This window comes from Acidimicrobiia bacterium (assembly GCA_030584185.1).
In the GTDB taxonomy this organism is placed as follows: domain Bacteria; phylum Actinomycetota; class Acidimicrobiia; order Spongiisociales; family UBA11373.
In genome coordinates, this window is sequence record CP129495.1 from 902931 (window position 1) to 921568 (window position 18638).

Annotated in this window: 19 protein-coding genes and 1 tRNA gene; 9 read left to right on the forward strand and 11 right to left on the reverse strand. The window is 69.2% G+C overall.

What is annotated here, in order from left to right:
* The first annotated feature begins 15 nt into the window (after positions 1 to 15).
* Positions 16 to 2448 carry an HAD-IC family P-type ATPase gene (locus tag QY307_04565; protein WKZ83520.1) on the forward strand — a complete coding sequence of 811 codons (2433 nt, stop codon included), beginning with the start codon at positions 16 to 18 and terminating at the stop codon, positions 2446 to 2448.
* Here the strand turns inward: QY307_04565 and QY307_04570 are convergent.
* Positions 2445 to 3659 (reverse strand): ATP-grasp domain-containing protein, encoded by a 1215-nt coding sequence (locus tag QY307_04570; protein WKZ83521.1) that lies wholly within the window; start codon positions 3657 to 3659, stop codon positions 2445 to 2447. The two genes, QY307_04565 and QY307_04570, sit on opposite strands and share 4 nt — an antisense overlap.
* A gap of 56 nt (positions 3660 to 3715) precedes the next feature.
* Here QY307_04570 and QY307_04575 point away from each other — a divergent pair, with 56 nt between their 5' ends.
* Positions 3716 to 4336 carry a NifU family protein gene (locus QY307_04575; protein WKZ83522.1) on the forward strand — a complete coding sequence of 207 codons (621 nt, stop codon included), beginning with the start codon at positions 3716 to 3718 and terminating at the stop codon, positions 4334 to 4336.
* A gap of 7 nt (positions 4337 to 4343) precedes the next feature.
* Here the strand turns inward: QY307_04575 and QY307_04580 are convergent, their stop codons facing one another.
* The 4 genes from QY307_04580 to QY307_04595 form a co-directional block, all read right to left on the reverse strand.
* Positions 4344 to 6665, reverse strand: a complete 2322-nt coding sequence (locus tag QY307_04580) for a glycerol-3-phosphate 1-O-acyltransferase (GenBank protein ID WKZ83523.1) — start codon at positions 6663 to 6665, stop codon at positions 4344 to 4346.
* Between the two features lie 76 nt (positions 6666 to 6741).
* Positions 6742 to 7506: an SDR family oxidoreductase gene (locus QY307_04585; protein ID WKZ83524.1), complete on the reverse strand. Its 765-nt coding sequence runs from the start codon at positions 7504 to 7506 to the stop codon at positions 6742 to 6744.
* Positions 7507 to 7515: 9 nt separating this feature from the next.
* The gene (locus tag QY307_04590) at positions 7516 to 8466 is read right to left on the reverse strand and encodes an HAD family hydrolase (protein WKZ83525.1); all 951 of its coding nucleotides are present in this window, start codon (positions 8464 to 8466) and stop codon (positions 7516 to 7518) included.
* A 7-nt stretch (positions 8467 to 8473) separates the two neighbouring features.
* Positions 8474 to 8851, reverse strand: coding sequence for a hypothetical protein (locus QY307_04595; protein ID WKZ83526.1), 378 nt, complete (start codon positions 8849 to 8851; stop codon positions 8474 to 8476).
* Between the two features lie 92 nt (positions 8852 to 8943).
* Between QY307_04595 and QY307_04600 the strand changes: the two genes are divergently transcribed.
* The 4 genes from QY307_04600 (at position 8944) to QY307_04615 (ending at position 11326) form a co-directional block, all read left to right on the forward strand.
* On the forward strand, positions 8944 to 10203 hold the full coding sequence (locus tag QY307_04600; protein ID WKZ83527.1) for an aconitase X catalytic domain-containing protein: 1260 nt from the start codon (positions 8944 to 8946) through the stop codon (positions 10201 to 10203).
* The gene (locus QY307_04605; GenBank protein WKZ83528.1) at positions 10196 to 10606 is read left to right on the forward strand and encodes a DUF126 domain-containing protein; all 411 of its coding nucleotides are present in this window, start codon (positions 10196 to 10198) and stop codon (positions 10604 to 10606) included. The genes QY307_04600 and QY307_04605 overlap by 8 nt, the downstream gene beginning before the upstream one ends.
* Positions 10607 to 10619: 13 nt before the next feature.
* Positions 10620 to 11057, forward strand: coding sequence for a GNAT family N-acetyltransferase (locus tag QY307_04610; protein ID WKZ83529.1), 438 nt, complete (start codon positions 10620 to 10622; stop codon positions 11055 to 11057).
* A gap of 89 nt (positions 11058 to 11146) precedes the next feature.
* Positions 11147 to 11326: a hypothetical protein gene (locus QY307_04615; GenBank protein WKZ83530.1), complete on the forward strand. Its 180-nt coding sequence runs from the start codon at positions 11147 to 11149 to the stop codon at positions 11324 to 11326.
* 52 nt (positions 11327 to 11378) lie between these two features.
* Here the strand turns inward: QY307_04615 and QY307_04620 are convergent, their stop codons facing one another.
* On the reverse strand, positions 11379 to 12371 hold the full coding sequence (locus QY307_04620) for a beta-ketoacyl-ACP synthase III (GenBank protein ID WKZ83531.1): 993 nt from the start codon (positions 12369 to 12371) through the stop codon (positions 11379 to 11381).
* 130 nt (positions 12372 to 12501) lie between these two features.
* Here QY307_04620 and QY307_04625 point away from each other — a divergent pair, with 130 nt between their 5' ends.
* Positions 12502 to 13029: a DUF5698 domain-containing protein gene (locus tag QY307_04625; protein ID WKZ83532.1), complete on the forward strand. Its 528-nt coding sequence runs from the start codon at positions 12502 to 12504 to the stop codon at positions 13027 to 13029.
* A 47-nt stretch (positions 13030 to 13076) separates the two neighbouring features.
* Here QY307_04625 and QY307_04630 read toward each other — a convergent pair whose 3' ends face one another.
* On the reverse strand, positions 13077 to 13739 hold the full coding sequence (locus QY307_04630) for a hypothetical protein (GenBank protein WKZ83533.1): 663 nt from the start codon (positions 13737 to 13739) through the stop codon (positions 13077 to 13079).
* Positions 13736 to 14242 (reverse strand): sigma-70 family RNA polymerase sigma factor, encoded by a 507-nt coding sequence (locus QY307_04635; GenBank protein ID WKZ83534.1) that lies wholly within the window; start codon positions 14240 to 14242, stop codon positions 13736 to 13738. The genes QY307_04630 and QY307_04635 overlap by 4 nt, the downstream gene beginning before the upstream one ends.
* A gap of 126 nt (positions 14243 to 14368) precedes the next feature.
* Between QY307_04635 and QY307_04640 the strand changes: the two genes are divergently transcribed.
* Positions 14369 to 14521: a hydrophobic protein gene (locus QY307_04640; protein WKZ83535.1), complete on the forward strand. Its 153-nt coding sequence runs from the start codon at positions 14369 to 14371 to the stop codon at positions 14519 to 14521.
* A 45-nt stretch (positions 14522 to 14566) separates the two neighbouring features.
* A tRNA-Arg gene (locus QY307_04645) sits at positions 14567 to 14639 on the forward strand.
* A 219-nt stretch (positions 14640 to 14858) separates the two neighbouring features.
* On the opposite strand, the gene QY307_04650 is transcribed toward QY307_04645, so the two are convergent.
* From QY307_04650 to QY307_04660, 3 genes are all read right to left on the reverse strand, one after another.
* Entirely contained in the window at positions 14859 to 16529 is a 1671-nt protein-coding gene (locus tag QY307_04650; protein ID WKZ83536.1) for a DUF5671 domain-containing protein, read from the reverse strand.
* Positions 16530 to 16532: 3 nt separating this feature from the next.
* Complete coding sequence (locus tag QY307_04655; GenBank protein WKZ83537.1) at positions 16533 to 16994, reverse strand: hypothetical protein; 462 nt, start codon at positions 16992 to 16994, stop codon at positions 16533 to 16535.
* 488 nt (positions 16995 to 17482) lie between these two features.
* Positions 17483 to 18571 carry a magnesium transporter CorA family protein gene (locus QY307_04660; protein WKZ83538.1) on the reverse strand — a complete coding sequence of 363 codons (1089 nt, stop codon included), beginning with the start codon at positions 18569 to 18571 and terminating at the stop codon, positions 17483 to 17485.
* Between the last annotated feature and the right edge of the window lie 67 nt (positions 18572 to 18638).

Consider the following 18638-nt stretch of genomic DNA (forward strand, 5'->3'; position numbering starts at 1 on the left):
CTACTCTCGCCGGGCGTGACCACTTCTCCCGCACTCACCGGTCTGAGCGCCGAAGAGGTCCGCCGCCGGGTCGCGGCAGGTGCCGTGAACCGGGTGCCGTCGGGCCCGAGCCGGACCGTGGCCGAGATCATCCGGGCCAATGTGGTCACCCTCTTCAACCTGCTGCTCGGGGTGATGCTGGCTGTGATCCTCATCGTCGCCCCGCCCCAGGACGCCCTCTTCGGCGGGGTGCTCGTGGCCAACGCCGCCATCGGGATCGTTCAGGAGCTGCGGGCCAAGAAGACCCTCGACAGGCTGGCACTGCTCTCCGCACCCAAGACCACCGTGATCAGGGACGGGCGGAACCGCGACATCGCCGTGGAAGACGTCGTGCTCGACGACCTGCTCCGGGTGGGCGCCGGCGACCAGATCGTCGTCGACGGGGTGGTGCTGGTGTCGGACGGCCTGGAGATCGACGAGTCCCTGCTCACGGGAGAGGCCGATCCGATCCCGAAGGAGCACGCCGACGAGATCCTCTCCGGGTCCTTCGTCTCGGCGGGGTCGGGGGTCTTCAAGGCCCGCAGGGTGGGAGTCGACGCCTACGCAGCCCGCCTCGCCGCCGAGGCCAAGCAGTTCACGATGGTCCGGTCCGAGCTCCGTGGAGGAATCGACAAGATCCTGGCGGTGATCGGCTGGGGCATGGCGCCGACGATGGCGCTGCTCATCTGGTCTCAGCTCAAGGCGAACGATGCCCTGAAGGAGGCCATCAGGGTGGCGGTGGGCGGCATGGTGGCCATGATCCCGCAGGGGCTGGTGCTGCTCACGTCGGTCGCCTTCGCCGTGGGCGTCGTGCGCCTGGGAAGGCTCCAGGTACTCACCCAAGAGCTCCCCGCCATCGAGATGCTCGCCCGCGTGGACGTGGTGTGCTTCGACAAGACGGGAACCCTCACCGAAGGACGCATGACGGTCGACGGCCTCCACGTGTTCGACGATCGAACCGACCTGGAGCAGGCGCTCGGTGCGCTCGCCGCCGCCGACACCAGCCCCAACGCCACCATGCGCGCCATCGCCGAGGCCTTCCCGGAACCCGTGGGCTGGTACCCGGAGGCCGTGGTCCCGTTCGCCTCGTCCCGCAAGTGGAGCGCCGCCTCCTTCGGCCGGCTGGGCACCTGGGTGATCGGCGCCCCGGAGATGATCCTGCCCAACGACCTCAGGGTCGGTCGGGAGGTGCTGGCCATGGCCGGGGCCGGGAGCCGGGTGCTGCTCCTGGCGATGAGCGGCACCCCCGTCACCGGCGAGAGCCTCCCGCCGGACCTCGAGGCGGCGGCTCTGGTGACGCTCTCCGACGTGGTCCGGCCCGAAGCCGCCGACACACTGCGGTTCTTCGCCGAGCAAGGCGTGGAGACGAAGGTGATCTCCGGAGACCACCCGGACACGGTGGCGGCGATCGCCCGCAGCGTCGGACTGGAAGGGCGGGTGGTCGACGCCCGCGACCTCCCAGAGCAGGGACCCGAACTCGTGCGGGCGGTCGAGGAGGGGCGGATCTTCGGCCGGGTCACCCCCCATCAGAAGCGCGCCATGGTCGGCGCCCTCCAGTCCCGCGGTCATGTGGTGGCGATGACGGGTGATGGCGTCAACGACGTGCTCGCCCTGAAGGACGCCGACATCGGGATCGCCATGGGATCCGGCTCGTCGGCTTCGCGGGCCGTCAGTCAGTTGGTGCTCCTCGACGGCAACTTCGCCACCCTCCCGTCGGTGGTCGGCGAGGGCCGCCGGGTGATCGCCAACATCGAGCGGGTGGCCAACCTGTTCGTGGTCAAGACCGTCTACGCCTTCCTGCTCGCCGTGCTGGTGGGGATCTTCTCCCGACCCTTCCCCTTCGTTCCCCGCCACCTCACCCTGGTGGGAACCCTCACCATCGGGGCACCCGCCTTCTTCCTCGCCCTCGCGCCGACCGCCGCCCGCGCCCGACGCGGTTTCGTGGCCAGGGTCCTGCGGTTCGCCGTCCCGGTCGGAGCCCTCACCGCCGCCTCGGCATACCTGGCGTACGAACTGGCGATCTCCGAGGAGGTCTCCCTGCTGCGCGCCCGTACCCTGGCGACCATCGTGCTGGTCTCGATCGGGCTCTTCGCCCTGATCATCAACTCCCGCCCGCTCACTCCCGGGCGCCGCCTGCTCATTGGCACCATGGCCGGCATCTTCGGATTAATCCTGCTCCTCCCGTCGTGGCGTGCCTTCTTCGAGCTGGAGATGCCCCGCCCGCTGGTGCTGCTCGCCGGGGTCGGGATCATCGCCATCACCGGATCGGTCATGTACTCGGCGCTGCGAGCCGTCGGCTGGCTGCGGCTGGCGCCGGAGTGGCTCCGCACCCCGTTCGAGGGAGAGGGCCGCTGGAACGGAGTGCGCGACGGGATTCGGCGGCTTCGCGAGCGGGCGGCACGGGTGGGCCGCCCAATGGACCCGGACTAGGCGATCATCACCTCGAGAAGACCGTGCGCCTCGCGCAACGCCGCCACCACCTCGTCAGGGGTGTCCGCCTCGGCGAAGAGGAACCCGAGGTAGCGGTCGCCCTCGGGGAGCCGGCGGATCGACCTTCCCGGGGGGATCGTGATCTCGATCCCGGTGATGCCCGGGACCTCGGCGACGGCCTCCGTCCCCCGAACCCCCAACAGGACGCCATCGGCGGGGATGGGAAGCATCATCGCCCCCGAGGCCGTCGCCCGGCGGCGCATCCCGCGTCGGTTGAGACCGAGGGCCGCTCGCAGCAACAGCACCTCGAGGCTCTGCCCGAGCAGGCCGAACCGCAGCGACCTCCCGCACAGCCCGCCGATGGAGCGTGCGGCGACCTCGACCAGGCGCGGGCCATCCGGTGTGAGCCGGACCTCGGCGTGTACCGGGCCGTGTGCCAGGCCGATCGCCGCCACACCAGCGGACACCAGGTCTTCGACCTCCCCCTGGACGGCAGCTGAGTAACGCGACGGCGTTACATAGATCGTCTCCTCGAAGAAGGGCCCATCGAGGGGATCGGGCTTGTCGAAGATGGCCAGCACCTCGAGACCGCCGGGAGTCGCCAGAGCCTCGACGGCCACCTCCTCTCCCCGCAGGTACTCCTCGACGAGCAACGGAGGCGACCCTCCGGCCTCGGCGATGATCACCGAGACCCGCTCGAAGGCCGCCTCCACCGCCGGGGCGTCGTCGGCTCGGATCACACCCCGGCTGGCCGACAGGCCCCGTGGCTTGAGCACCACCGGGTACCCGATCGCATCGGCGGCGGCCACGGCGGCGGCCGCGTCTTCGGCCACGGCAAACCGGGCCTGGCCGACTCCGGCTTCGCCGAGCAAGCGCCTCATCTCGGCCTTGTCGCCAGTGGCGGCAACTGCCTCCGGCCGATCGTGCGCAAGCCCGAGCCGGGCGGCGGCCAGGGCTGCCACCATCACTCCGCCGTCGTCGACCCCGAGCACGGCCTCGACCCCGTGGCGCTCCGATGCCGCCACCAGGCGCGCTGCCGCCTCTTCGGGGGCGTCACAGGAGATGGGCACCACCTCGAGGATCCGGCCCGATATGGCCGGCAGGTCCCCGTCCGAGGCCACGATCAGGTCGACACCGAGCTCCTCCGCCGCGGCGACGAAGTCGGGACCGCGGTAGGAGTGGGACGGGATCACGAGACCGACGACGGGCACGGCCCCATGTTGGTCGGTTGTGGTTGAGTAACCGGCAGCCGGTATCGTCGGCCCGGATGCCGATCGAGGACCGCTCCGTGATCGAAGTGACGCCCGAGGCCGCCGAGGCCATCCTCGGGATCAGGGCGAACGAGCCGGACGCCACCGACCTCGCCCTCTCGGTCGCCATCGCCGGCGTCAGCGGACCCAAGTTCACCTACGAGCTCACCTTCATCCCCATCGCCGACGCCGGGGGTGAGGATGTGATGCAGGTCTTCGGCGACCTCCCGGTCGTGGTACCTGCCGGCAGCGTGGAACGCCTCACCGGTGCGACGATCGCCGTCTCGGCCGACGGCCTCGCCATCGACAACCCCAACTCGCCCAGCCCCCGGATTCCGACCGGCGATCTGGCCGGGCTCGAAGGGCCACTCGCGGAGCGGATCCAGTCCCTGCTCAGCCAGAGGATCAACCCGGCGATCGCATCCCACGGCGGATTCGCCGAACTGGTGGCGGTCGAGGCGGACACCGCCTTCCTGCGCCTCGGCGGAGGGTGCCAGGGCTGCGGGATGGCGCAGGTGACCCTGCGCCAGGGAATCGAGGTCGCCATCAGGGAGGCGTTCCCGGAGATCACGCGGGTCGTGGATGTCACCGATCACGCCTCGGGCGAGAACCCCTACTACGAGGCCGCCAAGAAGTAGGCGGCGGTCAGCCGGCCTCGATCCGATCGATGCGCTCGACCAGGCCCCTGATCTGGTCGGCGAACGCCTGGCGCCTCTCGAGATCCTCGATGGATCCCGATACCAGCAGGCCCCGATTCTCGGCGAGCCGGATGGCCGACTCGAAGAGCTCGGTGGAGACCGCCTCGGGACTGCGAATCCGACGCTGCGCCCGGTACTGGTCGCCGAGGGCGAGGGTGGCCGCCACGAGGCGCTTGCGATCCACCTCCACCCGGTAGTCACGGGCCACGAGGGCGTCGGCGATCAGCAGATACGCCTCGAATATGGGACGCAGAATCCTCCCGGCGGCGGCGGGGCGAAAGCGACAGCGCACCTTCTCTCCCCCTCCGGCGATCGCCTCCTCCCAGTCGGGACAGTGGGAGGCGACCTCGCTCGCCACCTCGTCCCGGAACCGATCCTTCTCCGAGAAGAAGAACTCGAACTTGAGGAGGTCGCGCAAGGCGGCCAGCTCGGCCCAGAAGCGGGCGAGGGCGTCCTTGCCGGAAGGCACCCCGGCCAGGGCCACCTCGGCCACCGCGGTGGTGACGAAGTGATGGACGATCGTGTTGCCGTAGAAGGCTGCCGCAAGGTGCTGATCCGCCCCGACCGAGTAGACGGTCTCGGTGCCCCCATCCCACCGGGTGACGACCCCATGCTCCGCCAGGGCGTTCAGGGCGCCGGCCACCTCATCGGGATCGTCGAGATCGATCCGCTGGGTGACCGGGAGCTCCTTGGCTTCGACGTAGGTGATGAAGTCGCGCAGCTCGTGGAGGGTCTCGTCCACGGTGAGCGCCCGATCCGTTCCCAGCAGCGCCAGCGTCACCAGGGAGATCGGGGTGATCGGCGTGACCCGGTTGATCCTCGCCGAGACCTCGAAGGCGAGTTTGGCGATCTCGAGGTTCACCGACTCCGGGTCGGGCTCACCTCCGGCAGGGTGCCGTCCCAGAGCCTCTCCGAGCAGGATCGGCTCGCCGAACGAGATGTGGATGCGGCCGTAACGGCGCCGCAGGCTGCGCAGCGCTCGCAGCATCCAGGAGAAGGACTCCTTCTCCTTCGCCCGTCCACGCTGCTCGGCCGCATGGGCACCGACGTCCTGGATCTGGTCGTAGGCGATGGAGATGGGGACCAACACCACGTCGTCGCTGGAGCCGCGCCGCCACGAATCGACCACATAGGAGAGCATCCCGTAGCGCGGCGGACGCAGCTTCCCGGTCCGGCTGCGGCCGCCCTCCAGGTACCACTCCAGCGGGAAGCGGCGGGCGAGCAGGTAGTCGATGTACCTCCTGAGCACGAACTTGTAAGGCTCGTTGTCCTTGAAGGTCCGCCTGATGAAGAAGATCCCATGGCGCCTGAGCAACGGGCCGATCGGGAAGAAGTTCATGTTGATCCCACCGGCGGTGTGGTTGGGCGGCATCCCGTTCTCATATAGGACGTAGGTGAGCGCAAGGTGATCCAGGTTCGACTTGTGGCTGGGCAGGAATGCGAGGGGGTGTCGCTGGCCGAGGGCCGCGATCCGCTCCAGCACCTCGCGGTCGTAACGGATCCGCGGCTCGTACCCCATCGTGTACACCATCCGCACCAGCGCCGCCACCAGGTCGATGACGAAGGTGCTGGGCGTGGCGGCGATCTCCTTCAGGTACCGGGCCGACCTGGCTGAGAGGTCGACCGGGTCGTCACCGGTGCGACGCGCCAGGTCGTCGAGTCCCGCCTGGAACGAAGCCGACTCGAGCAGATCCTCGGAGAGGAAGCGAGGGACCTTGTACCGGTTGCCCCGCAGCCGCCGCTCCCGCACCTCCAGGGCGAGGGCACCCTGGAGGGCGACGAACTCGGTGAATCCCGCTGCGGCATCTGGGTGCTGCACCCGCTCCGCCACCCAGCGGGCCCGGAGATCGCCCAGCGTGGCGGTTTCGGCGGCGATGACGGTCACCCACGAGGGCTTGATCCGCAGGATCAGATGTTGCAGCAGCCGGTTCGGATCGCGGGGGTCGCCCAGGGTGATCAGGTCGACGAGACGCGGAACCCGGCGCGACCGACCGTGAGGCATCCACGCCACCCGCAGCGGCACCATGAGGGCGTCGCCACCCGATTCGATCGCCTCACGAAGTTGCTCGAGGCCGCGTCGGTGACGGCGCCGCCGCCGCGAGGGCGGGAGGGTGACGACCCGAAACTCACTGGCGGGACGGTTGCTCTCGATCCACCCGTCGATCAGCCGGTTCTCGAGGGGACCGGAGGCATCGACGAGGAAGCAGACCGGAAGCCCCCCCGGGTCAGGAATGGGGGGATCTGCGGGTGGAACCAGGCGCAGGGTCACCCAGGGAGTGTACGCAACGGCCCCCCCGGCCGACACCGAAGCCGCCGAGCGGTCGGCAGGGTCTCGCGGGCTCGGGTCAGCGGGGGCCCATGCGGGCGGCGGCGTCGAGTCGTACCACCTCGCCGTTGATCAGGGCGTTCTCGCAGAGATGCTGAGCCAGAGCGGCGAACTCGTCGGGACGTCCCAGACGCCGCGGGAACACGTGCACCGCGGCGAGGGACTCGCGCACCTCGTCGGGCATCCCACCGACCATTGGAGTATCCATGATCCCCGGTGCGATCGTGTTGACCCTCACCCCGATCGAGGCGAGGTCCCGGGCCAGGGGAAGGGTCAGCGATGCCACCCCGCCCTTGGATGCCGAGTAGGCGGCCTGGCCGATCTGACCCTCGGTGGCGGCGATCGAAGCGACGTTGACGACCACTCCGCGCTCGCCGTCATCGTTCGGCTCGTTGTGGGCCATGTGGCGCGCCGCATTGCGTGTGACATCGAATGTGCCGATCAGGTTGACCCGGATCACCTTCTCGAAGAGGTCGAGGGGGAACATCTCACCGGTCCGGGTCACGACCCGGTGGGCGGGAGCGATCCCGGCGGCGTTCACGCATACGTGGATGCCGCCCATCGCCTCGGCGGCTGCGTCCACCCCACCGATCACCTCGTCGGGAACGGTGACGTCGCCCGCCACGAACCGGCCCGAGATGGCGTCGGCGACATCGGCTCCGTGCGAGCCGGGAAGGTCGAAGATGGTCACGGTGGCGCCGGCGGCGGCAAGACGGCGGGCAGTGGCCTCGCCGAGCCCGCTGCCGCCACCGGTGACGAGGACCTTGGCACCCTTGATCTTCATTGCTACCTCCTAGGCATGTCCCGGGGGACGGGGGATGTCGGCGAGAGCCCGGTGGCGGTCGGCGACGATCCCCTCTGCGATCTGTTCCAGTGAATCCATCAGCCACAGGTGGGCCGCGGCACCGGGACGGTAGTCGGCCTCGGCCATGCCCTGGATGCGGCCCTGCTCCTGCAGCTCGCGTACCCCGCGGAAGTTGTTCTTCGGTTCGGTGGTGTACACGCCAAGGGTCTTGCCGCCCCTCTCGTTGACGATCGAGAAGCAGGGCACGTCGGAGGGGCCGTCGGCGATGTAGATCATGTTCTGGATGGGCACCCTTCGTTGTTCCGGTCCCATCCGGGCGTTGACGTCGAGCCCCGGGGTCACGTTGACCCCCTTGTTGATCTCGAAGATGGCCCTGGTCTTGGCCGTGTTGTCGATCATGTAACCCACGTGGGACACCGGCTGGGACGACCGGTCGACGTCGAGGTGCTCCTGATACCGGGGAGGGGCGAGCTTCTCGATGAAGGTGTTGGCCCAGATCCCGTCGAGGTGGGGGGCGACCACCGAGCCTTCGATCATGGGGCGGATCCCGGTGGACACGACATGATGTTCCACGACGATCCCCTCCCGCTCGTATCGAGGCTCCCCCGCCACGAGGTCGCGCGTCGCCTGCATGAACTCGGGGATGCCGGGCGCCGGCTTCAGCCTCGCCCCGAGCTCACGGAGCCGGTCGTTTGTGAGCCCGGCGAAGATCCCGGCCTCGACGTAGGACAGCACGTGGAGCAGGTAGACGGAGTCGCGCGCCACCAGGGTCCCACGGGAGGCGTAATGGTCCACCAGCCCGTCCACCTCGGCCCAGAAGGAGCCCTCGTCCACGCCGTACTCGGCGAACAGCACCTCCTGCTGGTTGCCCGGGATGAGGGTGCGGTCGAAGTCCCACAGGAAGGCGATGACCGTCTGGGTGTACAGAGGTACCGGCATTGCCCCCTCAGGGTACTTCCGGTCCTCCGAACCTAACCGCTTCATCGTCGGGCCACCACGGCTGCAGCGTCGCCCCGGTCCCCCGGAAGGCCCGATGTGCCTCACCCATGCGAAAGGCCGGGACCAGAACCACTACCCGCCATCCCGCAGCCACCGCCCCGGGGACGGTCTCGGCCAGTTCGTCCAGGTCCTGGGCCTCGTGCGGGAACCACTCGACCAGACCGCGCCCGGCGACGATCACGGCGACACCTTCGAGGTCGGGCGCATCGGCGAAGCGTGCCAGTGGGGTCTCCACGACCGCACCGTCGTGATAGAGGTGGAGGGACGCCGCCGTGGTGGCGGCTACCCGATGCGATGTCTGCTGCTGGACCGGGGCCAGGACCATGTCGCCTCCGTGACCGGATTACAAAGATGTAGTTTACCCGGAGCCGGCGACAGAATGTGGCGGGAGGGGATGGAGCGAGGCAGACTGCCGCCATGACCATCGCCCTCACCGACGACGACCGCGCTCTCCTCGCCGGCGAGTCGGGGGAGGCGGCCGCCCTGGCGATGCGGATCCTGGTGGAGATGGCAGGGATCTCCAACGCCCGCAGGTTCATCGCCGTGACCTCGGCCCACATCGATTCCTGCCTGTACCACGGTGACGCCGGGCTCGACTTCGCCGAGCGCCTCGCCGGGTGGGGGGCACGGGTAGCCGTATCGACCACGCTCAACGTCTCCTCACTCGATCTGCTCCATCCCGATCTCGTGGATGCAGACGACACCCTGCGCACCAAGGCCCGCCGCCTGATGGCCGCCTACGTCTCCATGGGTGGGCTCCCCACGTGGACCTGCGCCCCCTACCAGGCGCTGCAGCGACCCTCTCTCGGGGAGCACGTGGCCTGGGCCGAGTCCAACGCCATCGTCTTCGCCAACTCGGTGCTCGGAGCCCGTACCGACCGATACGGCGACTTCACCGACATCTGCGGCGCCATCGCCGGCCGCGTACCGGAAGCCGGCCTGCATCTCGACTCCGGGCGTCGGGCGCGCTCGGTGTTCCGCCTCGAAGGAGTGCCCGCCTCGATTCTCGAGTCGGAGGTGATCTACCCGGTGTTGGGCCACCTGGTGGGCCGGGCCACCGGAACCCTGGTCCCGGCAATCGTCGGGCTGTCTCCGGATGCACCCGAGGACGGGCTGAAGGCCCTCGGGGCGGCGGCGGCGTCGTCGGGTGGGGTGGCCATGTTCCACGCCGTGGGACGAACCCCCGAGGCGCCCACTCTCGAAGATGCTCTTGGGGGTGCGGCGCCGTTGCTGGAGGTGTCCGTGGACCCGGCGGCACTGCGCCGGGCACGCGCCGAACTCACCACCGATGCCACAGGGCGCCTGGGAGCGGTGAGCGTCGGCACCCCGCATTTCTCGATCGAGGAGTTCCGAAAGCTCGCCGCCCTGTTCTCGGGCCGGCGGGTGGCGCCGGGCGTCGAGTTCTACGTCGGCACCTCCCGCCAGGTGCTCGCCGAGGCTGCGGCCGACGGGTTGATCGACCCCCTGCGGGCAGCGGGGGTGCAGGTGGTGACCGACACCTGCACCTACATCACGCCGGTGATCCGGGACACCGAGGGCGTGGTGATGACCAACTCGGGGAAGTGGGCGTACTACGCCCCCGGCAACCTGGGCCTGGACGTGGCTTTCGGCTCGCTCGAGGACTGCGTCGAGTCGGCGGTGCAGGGAAGGATCGTGATCGGGGGATGGGATGGCTGATCGGATGCTGGTGGCCGGTGAGGCGGCCGGGGACGCACTGGTCCTGGACGAGCCGCTCTCGATGTGGGGCGGCCTCGACCCGAAGACCGGCGAGATCATCGACCGCAGGCACCCGCAGTCGGGTTCGGTGGTCACCGGAAGGGTGCTGGTGATGCCGGTCGGCCGCGGCTCCTCGTCGGCCTCGAGCGTGCTCGCCGAGGCGATCCGCCTGGGCACCGCCCCGGCGGCGATCGTGCTCGCCGAGCCCGACGGGATCATCGCCGTAGGGGCGATCGTGGCTCGCGAGATGTACGGGCGGGCGATGCCGGTGGTCGTCACCGACGAGGAGCGCTACCGGGCGATCGGCGACGGGCAGCGAGTGGAGATCGGTCCACAGGGGTTGCTCGGGACGGCGATGGCCTAGCGTTCTGCTCCGAATGCCCGCCTTCGACCTGAGACCGATCGATGCCGCCGAGGCACTCGGGCTCCGACGGGCCCTGCTTCCCGGATCGGAGGCACATCCGGGTGACGAACACGAAGACAGGCGCCACGTAGGCGTGTTCAAGGGTGAGCAGCTCGTCGGCGTCGGAACGGCCCACCCGCAGCCGATGCCAGGAGGCCTACATGCTGGTGCCTGGCGGATACGGGGCCTGGCCGTCGAGCACGGTCACCGCGGTCGGGGACTGGGAACGCTTCTCCTTCAAGACCTCTTCGACCACGCCACCTCGCTCGGTGGCACCCTTGCCTGGGCGCTGGTGCCGCCGGAGGCGGCGGGATTCTTCATCCGGCACCGTTTCGATGGCTCGGCTATCGACGATCGGATGCGTCTGATGTCGGTCGCCATCCGCCCGACCACCCGCTCCTGGGCGATCTGAGCCGAGCCTCGATGGAAACCGGCGTGCCGAAGGGCTTCCTGGCCGGCTCATCTTGAACATCTTCGCCGCGCGTGGCATCGTTTGGGCCTGTGAGCGACCAGACGATCGGCAAGCTGGCGGGTGGCAGGCCGCGCCGGACCTACGGGGCCGGGCGCATCTGTTCCACCAAGGGTTGCACCACCCAGCTCTCCGCATACAACAAGAATTCACACTGCTGGACCCATTTCCAGCCGATCCCGAAGCCGGCGCGCATCCCCGCCGACAACTGATCCGGATCCCCGTCGACACGCCGCCGCATTGGGGCGTTCTCGGCGGGCGCCGTCAGAACTCGAGCGCCACCGCCGCCCAGTGAAACCCTGCGCCGAACGCGGTGAGCACCACCAGGTCTCCGGCGACGATGCGGCCCGCCGACACCGCCTCGGCCAGCGCCAGGGGAACCGTGGCCGACCCGGTGTTGCCGAACCGATCGACGTTCACGTACACCTGCTCCTCACGCAGCCCCAGCTTGGCTCGCACCGAATCGATGATCCTCAGGTTGGCCTGATGTGGGATCACCACGGCGATCTCCTCGCGTAGGCGCCCCGCCATGGACACGACCTTCTCGGCGGCCTCCGACATCCGCTTCACGGCCTGGCGGTACACCTCCCGCCCGTTCATCAGGATCTGCTTCTGCTCGTTGCGCTCGGCGGCCTCGAGGGTGAAAGGCCGCCGGGTGCCTCCGGTCTCCACCATGAGGATGTCGGCTGCGCTGCCGTCGGTGCCGGCATCGGCGGCGACGATCTCGGCCCGCACCCGGTCGCCTTCCCCGACGACGACGGCCCCGGCGGCGTCGCCGAAGAGGACGCATGTGGCACGGTCGCTCCAGTCCATGATGCGCGAGATCACCTCCACGCCCACCACCAGGATCCGCTTCGCCGCCACCTGCACCCGCGTCCTGGCGATGTCGAGGGCGAGCACGAAACCGGCGCAGCCGCTGCCGCCGAGGTCGTAGGCGATCACCTGCCGGGCACCGATGCGGTGCTGAAGGTGGGCGGCGGTGTCGGGCGTGTACACCTCGGGGGTGTCGGTGGCGACGATGATCTCGTCGATGTCGTTCGGGGTGAGGCCGGCATCGGCGATGGCCTTCTCGGCGGCGTGGGCGGCGAGGTCGAGGGTCGACTCGTCGTCGGCGGCGAACCGGCGCTCCCGGATGCCGGTGCGGCTGACGATCCACTCGTCATCGGTGTCGACGAGGCGCGACCACTCCTCGTTGGTCATTACCCGCGACGGCACGTAGGAGCCGAAGCCCATGATCCCGATCCGCTGCGTCATCATGGCTCCCGTAGCTTGCAGTCCCCGAGGTTACGGGGTTCCCGGTAGGACCGTCGGCGTAGGCGCATGGTTACCGATCGATTCGGCAGCGCCGCAACACCAGACGACAATGGCGGTCCCCTCAGGTCACGGAATGGAACTCTTCCTCGGTTCGCTGGCAATCTTCGGCCTCCGCATCGGCGACGTCTCGATCTCATCGGTACGCATCGTCACCCTGATGCGGGGGCGTATCTGGCTGGCGGCGCTGCTCGGCTTCTTCGAGTCGCTGTTCTGGGTGAGCGCCGCCGCCATCGTGTTCACCAACCTGGACCATCCCATCCGGATCGTCTCGTTCGCTGCCGGGTTCGCCGTCGGAACCCTGCTCGGTGGGTACGTGGAACGCTGGGTGGCGATGGGATCGGCGCTGGTCAGGGTGATCGCCCCGGTGGAGGATCCGCCGGTGGCACCTGCGCTGCGAGCGGCCGGCTTCGCGGTGACGGTCCTCAACGCCGAAGGCAGGTACGGGGAGGTGCGACTCAACTTCACAGTGCTCCCCAGGAGAAGGGTGAGGGAGCTGATGACGATCGTCGATCAGGTGAACCCGGCGGCGTTCGTCACCGTCGAAGAGGTCCGCATCGCCGAGATGGAGCGGATCAAGCGAAGCTCGGCGATCCGGAAATAGCGAGAGGGAGCGGGTCGCCCCGCTCCCTCCTCTCGAACCAACACCGATCAGCCGCCGAAGATCTCCGCCCATCGATCGGCCAGAACCGAGTCGTAGGTCAGCGAGTATCCGCATCCCCACACCCAGATCTCGGACCCCGAGATCAGGTATCGCTGCCCCACTTCCAGGCCCGGCCCGGTGAGCGCCAGCGAGGTCTCGCCGACCAGCCCGTCGCCCCGGAAGGTCGCCTCGGCGCCTTCGCCACCCTTGAACCAGCGGTGCACTTCGAAGGTGACCAGCACCTCGGTGGCCTCGAGTCCGTCTTCGGTGCCCTCGGCGACGTCGATCGACTTGACCGTGCCGTCGAAGGCGAACTCCTGCTGGGCGAGGGTGGCCTCGTCGAAGGCGAGGCAGATCGCCATGGCGTCGCTGCCGACTGGCACGCCGCCGACGACCGGCTCCGGGGCGTCTTCGCCGAGAAAGGCCACCGCCCCCACGGCCACCGCCGCGGCTACCGCCAACGCTCCGCCCGCCAGCGCCAGTCGGCGGCCTGTCCGCCCCTGAGGTGCCGAGGCGCTCGCCTTGTGTTCCATCGTGTCCATGCTCACAACCTCCTGGAAAAGGGCCCTTGCGTGGACCCCGGTGGTGTCCTGTGGCGCGTGATGCCGGTCGAGCGGATCGGCGCGGCGCAGCGTCTCCTGGGGATCGCCCTGGAACCTCCGCCGGCTCATCTCCGTCTCTCCTCCTGCATGTCGACGCCCCTCACACCGTCAGGTGTCCGGGAGGGGTCCTGCGATTTCACTTCCTCTGCGCCGGCGCCAAGTCGAGCCAGCTGTCGGGCGAGGCGGCGACGGGCACGGTGCAACCGCACCGCCACATTGGCCGGTGTCGTGGCGAGCACCACGGCGATCTGGTCGTTGTCCAGGTCGTCCCAGGCGGAGAGGGTCAGGATCTCCCGATCGTCGGGGCGGAGGCGCTCCAACGCCCCATGCACCGCCTCGAACTCGGGGGGCGACGCCTCGGACGGCGGGGTGAGGCGCTCCTCGAGGCGGGCACGGCGATCCCGCGACCGGTACTGGTTGGCGAGCACCCGTCGCGCCACCCCGAACACCCATGGGATGCGCGCCGGGCCTTCCGGGATCTCGTCGAGGCGGCGCCACACCACCAGGAAGGTCTCGGACACGGCGTCCTCGGCATCGGACCGGGTGTCGCTGCGGCGCAGGCAGTAGGCCATGACCCGCGGGTAGGCGGAGTCGAAGAGTTGGCGAAATGCCTCTACGCGGCTCGGGTCGGATCCTTCTCCCACAGCTGTTGGACGGAAGCGCACGGGATGGGGTTCCCGCGTGGCACCATGGCGGGAATGGACGAGAAGCTCATGCGCATCCTCCTCGTGGTCGGGGCCGTGGTCGTCGCCGTCGTCCTGTTCCTGTGGGTGCTCAAGGTCATCTGGTGGCTGACGATCGGGGTGGCCGTGGTGCTGCTGATCGGCTTCCTCCTCAGGGAGAAGGCGTAGGAGGGCAGGGCACTACCCTGCTGTGCCGAAGCCTGCCATGGCCCGGCCCCCGTAGCTCAGGGGACAGAGCAACGGTTTCCTAAACCGTGTGTCGGAGGTTCGAGTCCTCCCGGGGGCGCCTTGTGATGTCGCGAGACATCCTGCACACCTCGAACGGGGAGGTGGCCCCAAAGGCCGCAGGGGGCAGAGGCGACAGACGTCTCACAACGTTCCTTCCCCCGTAGGGGAGGTGGCCCGGAGGGCCGGAGGGGGCGAGACGCGACACACGCCCACGCAGGACCTGCCCCCCTCCCGGCTTCGCCGCACTACCCCTGCGGGGTGAGGTGTGGACGGCTTCTCACTCGTAGGGGATCGCCGTCACCTCACCCGGCTCGACGATCACCACGAGGTGAGAGCCCACCGCCGAGTCGATGGCCCGAACGATCGCCCCGACATCGCCGCCGGCACCATCCGATCGCCTCAGCAGCCGCACCCTGACATTGGCCCGCTCTTCGATCTCCTCGATGTCGACGTCGCCCCCGGCCACCAGCATCACCGCACGGCGCGGCGCTCGCGTCTCGACCTCCCGCTCCGAGCGATAGACCAGCCAGTGGTACATCGAGGAGACCCCGGTGGTGAGCAGCAACGCCACCGGCATGTCGATCTGGCGAACCATCGCCTCGTCGACCACCTCTTCGAACAACGCCCGGAACACGACCACCAGGAGGGAGATCAGCGCCCCGAAGGCGACGGCGGCCCCCACCCCGAACACGGCGTACAGGTACACCCGCCGGGTCACCGACTCCACCTCTCCATGGTTCTGGGTGGCGAGGCGCTGTACCCGTCGCCAGGTCACGGCCCACATCGGCACGCCCACCACCAGGAGGGTGATGGCGGTGAGCAGCACGTCGCCACCCACCCGCTCGTCCACCACCGACGCCGGAGCCAGGGCATCGAAGACGGCAAGCACCAGGATGGCGAAGGCGACGGAGACCGTTCCCAGGCCGACACCGGTGACGATGTAGTCGTAGATCCGGTCGATCTCGTTTCGATCCCGCCGGGCCGAAGCACCGAGAACCCCCCGGTGATACCGCCACGAGGCCAACCCCACCGTCCCCAGGCCCAGCGCCGGGGCGACCTCCCGGAAGTGGTCGACAGCGCTCATCCCGGGCGATCCGAGGAACCACTCGAGCACCAGGAACACGAGCAGGCCTGCGGCCACGACGGTGGCGATCAGCCCCACCATCACTCCGAGCAGCAGGACGTAGGCGTACCAGCCCTCGCTCCGAGTGGAGCCAAGCCCGTGCCCCAGCCAGTGCCATCCCCACACCGCCCCGCCGATCACGATCCCGGTGGCCGCCAGCCACATGTCGCGGCTGTCGGGGGCGATGACCAGACCATCCGGAGCAGGAAAGAAGCGCCTCACCACGTCGTCGACGAAGAAGGCGACGGCGGCGCCCAGTACCCAGAGCCCGACGGCGGAGGCCAGCCACATGTGCAGGAAGGGGAACAGCACGGGCTGGATTCGCCGCCACACCCGCCAGTGTGAGGCCCACACCGCCGCCCAGACCAGGAGGCCGGCCACCCCCTCGGCATGCCACTCCCAGGCGACGAGACCCTCGGTGGCGTCGAAGGCATGGACCACGACCAACGACACCGAGAGCACGAGAGTGGCGTTCAGGTAGAGCGCCCATGCCACAGAGCCCGCTTCGGTGGGATCGGCGGAATGGGTGGCCAGCACCCAACGCCCCAGCAGGGCGAACACCGGCAGGCCGACCACGGTCATGGCCAGAGGTGACGCGATCTCGGCGCCGACACGATCGCCCCCCGATCCAAAGGCGATCGCCAGCAACTCGACCATGCCGATGGCACCCACCAGCAGGGCGGCGAAGCCGAGCAGGTAGACGAACAGGCGGCGCACCGAGAACCCACCGCCCGGCGGCGGCCCGTCGCCGCGGCGCCGGGCCAGGGAGGCGATGATGAACACGATCCCGCCGAGGACGATGAGCGGGATGAGGCCGGCGATCACCGTCTACCTCCAGGCACAGTTGTACAGCGGCCAGAAGGCGTCCTTCACCTGCCAGGCGTCGCCGGACATCTCCATCGTCAGCCAGGTGGATGTCTCCCAGCCCTCACCGGGGAACGGGTCCAGGTCGAAGCGACGCGGCTCCAGGCGGACGTCGATGATCACCTGATCGCCCTGGACGGTCACGGCGTCGAAGTAGACCGCCCCGAACTCATCCAGCGAGACGGCGAACTCGGCGAGGCTGCACTGCTCCCTCAGGTCGGGCGAGAGCATCCCGTAGGCGGTGGAGGTGTCGCCGGTCATCATCGCCCGTAGGTAGGTCTGAGCCGCGGCTTGCGCCGATCCCTCCGGGTACTCCACCTCGCGCAGACTCTTGAGCATGGCGACAACGACGATGGCGCCGACAACGACGATGGCGACGGCGGCGAGGAAGACATCGTTCACACGCCGGGGCGCGGACTCGCTCACGATGTCATCGTAGGTTTTCCTGGACTGCGGCGTGAGGGGCGAAATGCCCTGCGGTCAGTCCGGGGCACTCGGTGTCCTACGGGGGCGCGCTGAGCCTGACGCCGGGCGACCTGCGCGTCGACGGCTCCTCGCGCTCTTGCCCCCCTACCGGCTTCGCCGTGCTCCCCCCTGCGGGGGGAGGAAAGACGAACTTCCTCCCGGTGTCCCCTTACTCCCCCCGCGAGGAGGAAGAACGCGGATGCCTGCAGGGCCGACGGCGCCGTTGCCTCCCCCGGAGGGGGAGGTGGCCCGGAGGGCCGGAGGGGGCACGAGCGCGACACAGGTCTCCCAAGATCTGCCCCCCTCCCGGCTTCGCCGTGCTCCCCCCTGCGGGGGGAGGAATGACGAACTCCCTCCCGGCTTCGCCGTACTCCCCCCTGCGGGGGGAGGAGAGAACCGGCATGTCCCCATCCAGGCTGCCGCCGTCGGTGAGGTGCCGGTGGTGTTGCTCATCCCTCTTCTCGCCGACCGTTCCCCCGGGTCAGATCGAACAACAGCACTGCCGGCTTGGCGGTGAGCTTCACGAACTCGACGAGACCCCTGCCCACGAGCCCGGGAACGGCGCCCAGGCGCGGTCCGCCGATGAAGCCGCGACGCCCGAAGTACGCCCACAGTCCCACCGCCACCAGGACCATCAGACCCAGGACCGCCGGGTACGCCCACCGCCACTGCAACTCGGGCATGTGGGCGAAGTTCATCCCGTACACGCCGGCGATCAGCGACAGCGGGAGCACGATGGCGGCGAAGACGGTGAGCACCTTCATCACCTCGTTGGCCCGCTCCGCCATCGTCCCCCGGTAGGCCTCCAGTGCGCTGCCCAGCAGCATGCGGGCACCCTCCAGGATCTCGGTGAGGCGGGCGTGATCGTCTGCCACGTGGGCGAGACGCCGTCGCGCCGGCTTGCCGATTCCGGGCAGTGACTCGCGCACCAGGGTGCGCAGAGCGTCGCGCTGCGACAGCGTGATCTGTCGAACCGTCTGGGCGTCGCGCCGAAGAGCGAGGACGTCGGCCGGCACGCCCGGATCGCCGAGCACGGCCCGGTCCTCCAGTTCGGCTATCCGTTCCTCCAGCCCGTCCACCAGGGGAAGGTATCGAGCCGCCCCCACCTCGGCCATCCTCGCCCACAACAGGTCCGGACCAGCCCCGGCGAGAACTCCCGGTTGGAGGACGAACTGGCGGCCCCAGGCGAACGACGGCAGATCCTCACGGTGGAACGTCACCAACAGGCCGTCGCCCAGGAAGGCGTCGTGCTCCACGACCGCCAGCCGTTCCGCCTCTCGTGCCGAGAGGGCATGGCCGACGACCAACGTGTAGTCGGGGTGCTCTCCCACCTTGGGGAACTTGGACCAGTCGAGGACGTCCTCGACGTCGAGTGGGTCGAAGCCGAGAGTGGCGCCGATCTCTTCGACATCCTCGTGCGTGAAGTCGTAGACGTCGAGCCAGAGCCAGCCGCCGGCAGCCCGCACCTGGGCCAGGTCGGTGGCCGTCACCTCGACTGCCGTCTCGGCCCCGGGGGCTGAGTGGAACAGGTGCTGCACAGGTCGATTATCGGCCTGATCGGCCTCGGTGCCCGGTATTGCCGACGCGATGGCGGGGCCCCGAAGG

What these genes read in the sequence shown, in the direction of transcription:
- QY307_04575 (WKZ83522.1), top strand. Translation starts at nt 3,716, where the DNA reads ATGCCGATCGAGGACCGCTCCGTGATCGAAGTGACGCCCGAGGCCGCC.
- QY307_04585 (WKZ83524.1), bottom strand. Translation starts at nt 7,506, where the DNA reads ATGAAGATCAAGGGTGCCAAGGTCCTCGTCACCGGTGGCGGCAGCGGG.
- QY307_04590 (WKZ83525.1), bottom strand. Translation starts at nt 8,466, where the DNA reads ATGCCGGTACCTCTGTACACCCAGACGGTCATCGCCTTCCTGTGGGAC.
- QY307_04595 (WKZ83526.1), bottom strand. Translation starts at nt 8,851, where the DNA reads ATGGTCCTGGCCCCGGTCCAGCAGCAGACATCGCATCGGGTAGCCGCC.
- QY307_04600 (WKZ83527.1), top strand. Translation starts at nt 8,944, where the DNA reads ATGACCATCGCCCTCACCGACGACGACCGCGCTCTCCTCGCCGGCGAG.
- QY307_04605 (WKZ83528.1), top strand. Translation starts at nt 10,196, where the DNA reads ATGGCTGATCGGATGCTGGTGGCCGGTGAGGCGGCCGGGGACGCACTG.
- QY307_04610 (WKZ83529.1), top strand. Translation starts at nt 10,620, where the DNA reads ATGCCCGCCTTCGACCTGAGACCGATCGATGCCGCCGAGGCACTCGGG.
- QY307_04620 (WKZ83531.1), bottom strand. Translation starts at nt 12,371, where the DNA reads ATGATGACGCAGCGGATCGGGATCATGGGCTTCGGCTCCTACGTGCCG.
- QY307_04625 (WKZ83532.1), top strand. Translation starts at nt 12,502, where the DNA reads ATGGAACTCTTCCTCGGTTCGCTGGCAATCTTCGGCCTCCGCATCGGC.
- QY307_04630 (WKZ83533.1), bottom strand. Translation starts at nt 13,739, where the DNA reads ATGAGCCGGCGGAGGTTCCAGGGCGATCCCCAGGAGACGCTGCGCCGC.
- QY307_04635 (WKZ83534.1), bottom strand. Translation starts at nt 14,242, where the DNA reads ATGGCCTACTGCCTGCGCCGCAGCGACACCCGGTCCGATGCCGAGGAC.
- QY307_04640 (WKZ83535.1), top strand. Translation starts at nt 14,369, where the DNA reads ATGGACGAGAAGCTCATGCGCATCCTCCTCGTGGTCGGGGCCGTGGTC.